The organism is Bacteroidales bacterium (assembly GCA_031275285.1).
In the GTDB taxonomy this organism is placed as follows: Bacteria; Bacteroidota; Bacteroidia; order Bacteroidales; family UBA4181; genus JAIRLS01.
Genome location: JAISOY010000196.1, coordinates 1 through 5,283, shown reverse-complemented (window position 1 = coordinate 5,283; position 5,283 = coordinate 1). Strand labels below are relative to the sequence as shown.

The 5,283-nt window shown below is 38.2% G+C and carries 6 protein-coding genes and 1 tRNA gene; 3 read left to right on the top strand and 4 right to left on the bottom strand.

The window, feature by feature from the left end:
* Positions 1–208: 208 nt before the first annotated feature.
* Complete coding sequence (gene mce / locus LBQ60_19285; GenBank protein MDR2040072.1) at positions 209–610, bottom strand: methylmalonyl-CoA epimerase; 402 nt, start codon at positions 608–610, stop codon at positions 209–211.
* A gap of 535 nt (positions 611–1,145) precedes the next feature.
* Here mce and LBQ60_19280 point away from each other — a divergent pair.
* The 3 genes from LBQ60_19280 to LBQ60_19270 are packed head-to-tail and all read left to right on the top strand — an operon-like array spanning position 1,146 to position 2,279.
* Positions 1,146–1,322, top strand: a complete 177-nt coding sequence (locus LBQ60_19280) for a hypothetical protein (GenBank protein ID MDR2040071.1) — start codon at positions 1,146–1,148, stop codon at positions 1,320–1,322.
* Positions 1,323–1,361: 39 nt separating this feature from the next.
* Positions 1,362–2,051, top strand: coding sequence for a response regulator (locus LBQ60_19275; GenBank protein MDR2040070.1), 690 nt, complete (start codon positions 1,362–1,364; stop codon positions 2,049–2,051).
* A gap of 24 nt (positions 2,052–2,075) precedes the next feature.
* Positions 2,076–2,279 carry a helix-turn-helix transcriptional regulator gene (locus tag LBQ60_19270; protein ID MDR2040069.1) on the top strand — a complete coding sequence of 68 codons (204 nt, stop codon included), beginning with the start codon at positions 2,076–2,078 and terminating at the stop codon, positions 2,277–2,279.
* A gap of 197 nt (positions 2,280–2,476) precedes the next feature.
* Here the strand turns inward: LBQ60_19270 and LBQ60_19265 are convergent.
* The 3 genes from LBQ60_19265 to LBQ60_19255 all read right to left on the bottom strand — a co-directional run.
* Positions 2,477–2,550: transfer RNA gene (locus tag LBQ60_19265), tRNA-Arg, on the bottom strand.
* Positions 2,551–2,685: 135 nt separating this feature from the next.
* A complete protein-coding gene (locus LBQ60_19260; protein ID MDR2040068.1) occupies positions 2,686–3,873 on the bottom strand; it encodes a glycoside hydrolase family 26 protein in 1,188 nt (395 codons plus the stop codon).
* A 234-nt stretch (positions 3,874–4,107) separates the two neighbouring features.
* Positions 4,108–5,283 (bottom strand): DUF1080 domain-containing protein (locus tag LBQ60_19255; protein ID MDR2040067.1); only part of this gene is annotated, 1,176 nt, incomplete at its 5' end.

Below are 5,283 nucleotides of genomic sequence, written 5' to 3'. Positions count from 1 at the left end.
TCGATACGTTCACGGGCAGTGAGTTTGCCCTTCTTGTGCTGAGACTCGATGCGTTTCTCGCCACCGCCCAGTTTGGCCTTGGCTCTGAGCTCGATCAGTTCCTTAATTTTACTTTGTTGCGACATGATTTTATAAAATTTAATACTTCCGGCATCAAGCTTGAAAAAACATTTAATTTGATCAAGCTCTTTACCAAAAGCATCGATGGTTATTTACTACATAGTTCGGTAAGTACTCCTTCAGTTGATTTTGGATGAAGAAACCCGATATTCAAACTCTCGGCCCCTTTTCGTCCTTGTTTATCAATCAATTGAATTCCCTTAGCTTCTACTTCAGCTAACGCTTCGTCCACATTTTCAACAGCATATGCAATATGATGTATCCCAGGACCTTTTTTCTCAATGAATTTAGCAATGGTTCCTTCAGGATCTGTCGATTCCAATAGCTCTATTTTTGTTTGACCAATCTTGAAAAAAGCCGTTTTAACTTTTTGGTCAGCCACTTCTTCTATTTTGTAGCATTCCAAACCCAAAACATCTTCATAATACTTCCTTGATTCTTCAATGCTTTTAACAGCAATGCCAATGTGTTCGATATGCGAAAGTTTCATACAATTTTGATGATTTATTTGATTTATAATTAGGCAGATAATCAGATTTAAAAAAATAAAGTGTCAAAGTTAATGGATAAATTGATAAAAATAACTGATTTTTTCTCAAAAAAAGAGGCTTATATGCTCACTTATCATGAAAAACAGAAGTCCGAAGTTTATCATATTCCGGTTAGGATAAGCATAAGTCTTCCATTATTATCTGTATTAAAATTTTGTGTTTTAGATACTAAAGTTTCATCATCACGCTATCCCAACAACACAAAAATACCTTGATATTTAAGGAGCATCTTTCTACAATATCTCTATTCGCTTAGTATACCTGATTTCCGGAGTATTCTATAAAATCTGCTGTGAGGGTATTTTTGCAAAAAACAGCATATTATTAAGACGTACTTCTGAACAAATTAAAGAGTTATTCATTAATATAAATAATGAGTGATCACATCACTTATAAAGAAGCAAAGTTGTCAAAAACAAGCATTCGAAGTACATAAAAGAAAACATTACGAAACAAAATACAAATCTTTTAGCTATGAAAACGATAAAAGACATTTCAATCGGATTCCTCGCGGTATCTGTAATAATCCTGTCCCTTACCGTATTTTTCAGGAACCCTAAAGTAGGGGTAGAAACTGATTTTAAAACCGATACTTTATCAATTATCCGGGATACTGCAACGTTGACATTTCAAAAACCGATTGATCATTAAAATATTATGATTCTTTATTGCATCTGACCTTCAACATTTATGTTTATTCTAAATTTTTATCCTAAGATCAACCCGTTTGATAAGAAGGTAATGGAAGAGACATCTTTATATATATGTGATCCGGGAAAAAACACTTTTTCATTTCGTAAATTGCCTCTACCAGAAGAGTCTTCGATAAAGGACAAACCCCATCTGTTAGTCGTTGATGATAATAAGGATATGACCTCTTTTATAAGTAACGCCCTAAACGAAACTTACAGTGCTGATTTAGCATACGATGCCTCCCAGGCTTTGGAACTTCTCGAAAAGGATAATTATGACCTCATCATATTAGACATAATGATGCACGGAACAGATGGTATATCTTTGGCCCGAAAACTCAAAGGAGATGTCAATTATAGCCATATCCCGATAATACTCCTCTCTGCAAAGACAGATAAAGTTTCAAAAGCCGAAGGACTCCATTCGGGAGCGGACGTTTTTATTGAAAAACCATTCTCTATTCAGTATCTTAAAGCTCAAATATACAGCTTATTTAATAACAGGAAAAGTATGTTGGAAGCGTTTAACCGTTCTCCACTTATGCCATATTCGACATTGGCTATGAATAAAAGTGATGAAAGCTTCCTTAAAATACCTAATGATGAAATCAAAAAGAATATGCCTGATGAGGATTTTTCCGTGGAATCCCTGGCCGGCATTCTATCTATCAGTCGTTCGAATCTCTAATGTAAAGTAAAACTTATAAGCGGGATGACTCCCGGAGAATATCTTCGAAACTACAGGCTGAGAAAGGCATGCCAACTTTTGGTAGAAAGTAATATGCGGATTAATGAGGTGACTTTTGAGGTAGGCTTCAGTTCAGCCTCATATTTCAACAGGGTTTTCTACAAAGCCTACCATATGACACCAACAGAATTTATTTCCAGTCACATTTCGGATAAAAATAGTGAATGAGCCGGATCATTCAACTGTTCTTTACTGTAAGTAAAAGGATTGATCTTCTATTTATCGACAAACGTAACAGTTTCCCGTCAATATTTCGTCAATATTTTATGAGTAGATTTATTACAAGTAAGCTATTTTTAAAATATACATTCCGTATGTAACTGAAAAACGCGCTATCATTGCTGAAAGGCGCGTCATTATTTATGTGATCCGGGCGGGATTCGAACCCACGACCCACAGCTTAGAAGGCTGTTGCTCTATCCAGCTGAGCTACCGGACCGATTTAAGGGTGCAAAAGTAATTAATTGTATCGTGAATAGCAAAATTCAGGTACTGAAAAATAGATCATATGGATTTACCCGATATTTTAAGTAAAAAATATCAGGTAATTTCATCGCCATTTGTAAATCAAACTTCAATAATTTCCATGAACCAAAAGCCTTTTAGGCATATCTTTCTCCAATAAGATCCCTGGAGATTGAACAAATTTTAAGAAATCTGCTTCTGCCGAATGACCCTTAAAAGGAATATAAAAATGAGTCTGTGAACGGCTGTCATTGCGCCAGAAAACGATCATAGAAATATGATTCTTTTCCAGGACAGGTAATATTTCTTCCGTAAAATAGGTAGGGTAATTTACACTTTCAATGCCCGTCTCCGTTACTCCGCAAGGTTTTCCCTTCTCTTCAGATAATGCGCTTAATCCTTTTACATTAGAAGCAAAAGCCTCCTTATTGCGCCCATGGTAACAATCTACTCCTATAAAATCAACTTCATTATCTCCCGGCCAACGATACAGGAGCCGTTCCCGGACATTAGGGTATACATGATCCATCTGGGGAGAGATCGCATAGATCATATGGTGGATACCTTTCTGGTCCCTCAGATACCGTATAGTAAACTTCCACAAATCGATAAATTCCTCATCCGTCGCACATTTACTCCCCCACCAGTTCCATCCCTGTGTATGCTCATGCCAGGGACGAAAAATAAAAGGGATCGGATTACCCCCATCATCAGTCAATGTATGAATATACTCCGCCAAATTATCCAGCCACCCTTTGAATTTTAGATTCAATGGGCTTTCTTCCTGTAAGATTTCCCGTACCACCGCATTATCGGAATTATCCCAGGATGTCCCGACAGGATAACGACTTCCCGCTGTATGTGTTTTCGGGTTATCTACATGCCAACACATCATGATCACTTGACCCCTTTTATGGGCGTACCGGATGATTTCCCTCATTTTATCGAAAGGGATACCATTGATGTTATTGGAATTCTTATGTTCGATCTTTCCGAAATCCATACTACATACGGCCGGATGACTTCCTGTAACCTCTTTCACATCGGAACGTCCCAACTCGTCTTTCCAGCCATGCCCATAAGCCAAAGCATCATGGTGTCCCAACAGTATTTTCCCACTTTGCTGTATGTCAAATAAATATCTGTATAAAGCTTTTGTCTGAGGAGTTGCGTTCTTATCTGCTAAAATTTCCTGTGCCTTAAGAGTTGAGGTTTTTACTCCAAACAGAAGGAATAAACAGAATAAGAATGGATAGATGGGTCCCGTCATTTTCAAAACATTTTTATTCAGGTTCATATTCATACTGATTTTAAGCACTAAGTGCTATTTATTGTTTTCTTAAGTCGCATTGATCAGGTTGATTGCGATTATTAAATATGACATTAATTTATTGGTATTACTTAGTTATGAAATACAAAACTAACATCATTTACTTATTTGAACACCCATAACAGGATCTATGTCCTTTTCAATTGTATAAAAAAAGGATGCCCGTTTCTGAGCATCCTTTGTATTACGATATATATGCAATTATTTCTTCTTAGCAGGAACTGATAAATCTTTAATCCGCAAATTACGGAATGCCAGTTTTGATCCATGACCTAGGAATCCGATATGTCCGCTTTTATTCGACAATCCGGGATGGTCACGTCCATCAGCTGTTTTTGTGAAATTCTGACTTGCTTCTGCAATATCACCATCAAGAATGACCACACCATTCAAAGTAATCGTAATACGATTACCTTTAGCAGTCACTTCCTGGATATTCCATTCTCCTATAGGTTTTTGATGTCCCCTTTTTGCAGCTATTACACCATATACCGATCCATGATACTGGTATTCCTTGAGGTTTTTATATACTTCCGCCTCATTGTCCAGGATTTGTAATTCCATACCTACATAGGCCGCATCACCCGTCAGTGGAGTACGTATCCCCAAACCATTATTGGCTGCAGGCGTCAGTTGAAATTCAAAACGCATGGTGAAATCCGAATACTCTTTATCCGTATATACATTACCATGTCCTCCTTTCGCCGGATCGCAGACAATCATTCCATCCTGTGCAAAATAAGCCTTCAGGTTTCCTACCCATCCCGACATATCAATACCATTGAACATAGGAACAAACCCCTCAGCCTTCTCCTTGTCGGAAACCTGATATGATTCAGGACGTTCTATCTCACGGATATAGATATCACGATACTCTACTCTGGTTCCATGAGCCTGAAGTTCAATAGCTTCCTTGGCGAAAATAGGAATGGAGCGGTCCCAGAAATTTTCAAGTGTTATATTATCTGTCACCAACTGCCCGTTCAGATAAACTGTGACTTTTTCCCCAATCATTTTGATATAGAATGAATTCCACTCGTTCACCGGATTATCAGCGACCAGTAACGGTGTACTCCTGTGTTTCTGATTGTTGTACAACCCTCCTGAACCTACCTGTGCTCCTACATTGGTACGGGCGATGTCCCAGACCTGTACCTGAGGCGTTCCGCGAAGGTAAACGCCGGCGTCTCCATCAGGAGCAATTTTCCAGTCGACATACATTTCAAAGTCTTCATACATTTTTTCTGAGCACAGGTTTTCACCGCCTTTTCCTTCATAAACAAGCAGTCCATCCTTCACTACCCAGTCACGGCGCATGATCTCATCTGCCTTCGTTTGCTTGGTCGCTAACTGCTTATCTGTCATTTTGCTACGGGA

What these genes read in the sequence shown, in the direction of transcription:
- mce (MDR2040072.1), bottom strand. Translation starts at nt 610, where the DNA reads ATGAAACTTTCGCATATCGAACACATTGGCATTGCTGTTAAAAGCATT.
- LBQ60_19280 (MDR2040071.1), top strand. Translation starts at nt 1,146, where the DNA reads ATGAAAACGATAAAAGACATTTCAATCGGATTCCTCGCGGTATCTGTA.
- LBQ60_19275 (MDR2040070.1), top strand. Translation starts at nt 1,362, where the DNA reads ATGTTTATTCTAAATTTTTATCCTAAGATCAACCCGTTTGATAAGAAG.
- LBQ60_19270 (MDR2040069.1), top strand. Translation starts at nt 2,076, where the DNA reads ATGACTCCCGGAGAATATCTTCGAAACTACAGGCTGAGAAAGGCATGC.
- LBQ60_19260 (MDR2040068.1), bottom strand. Translation starts at nt 3,873, where the DNA reads ATGAACCTGAATAAAAATGTTTTGAAAATGACGGGACCCATCTATCCA.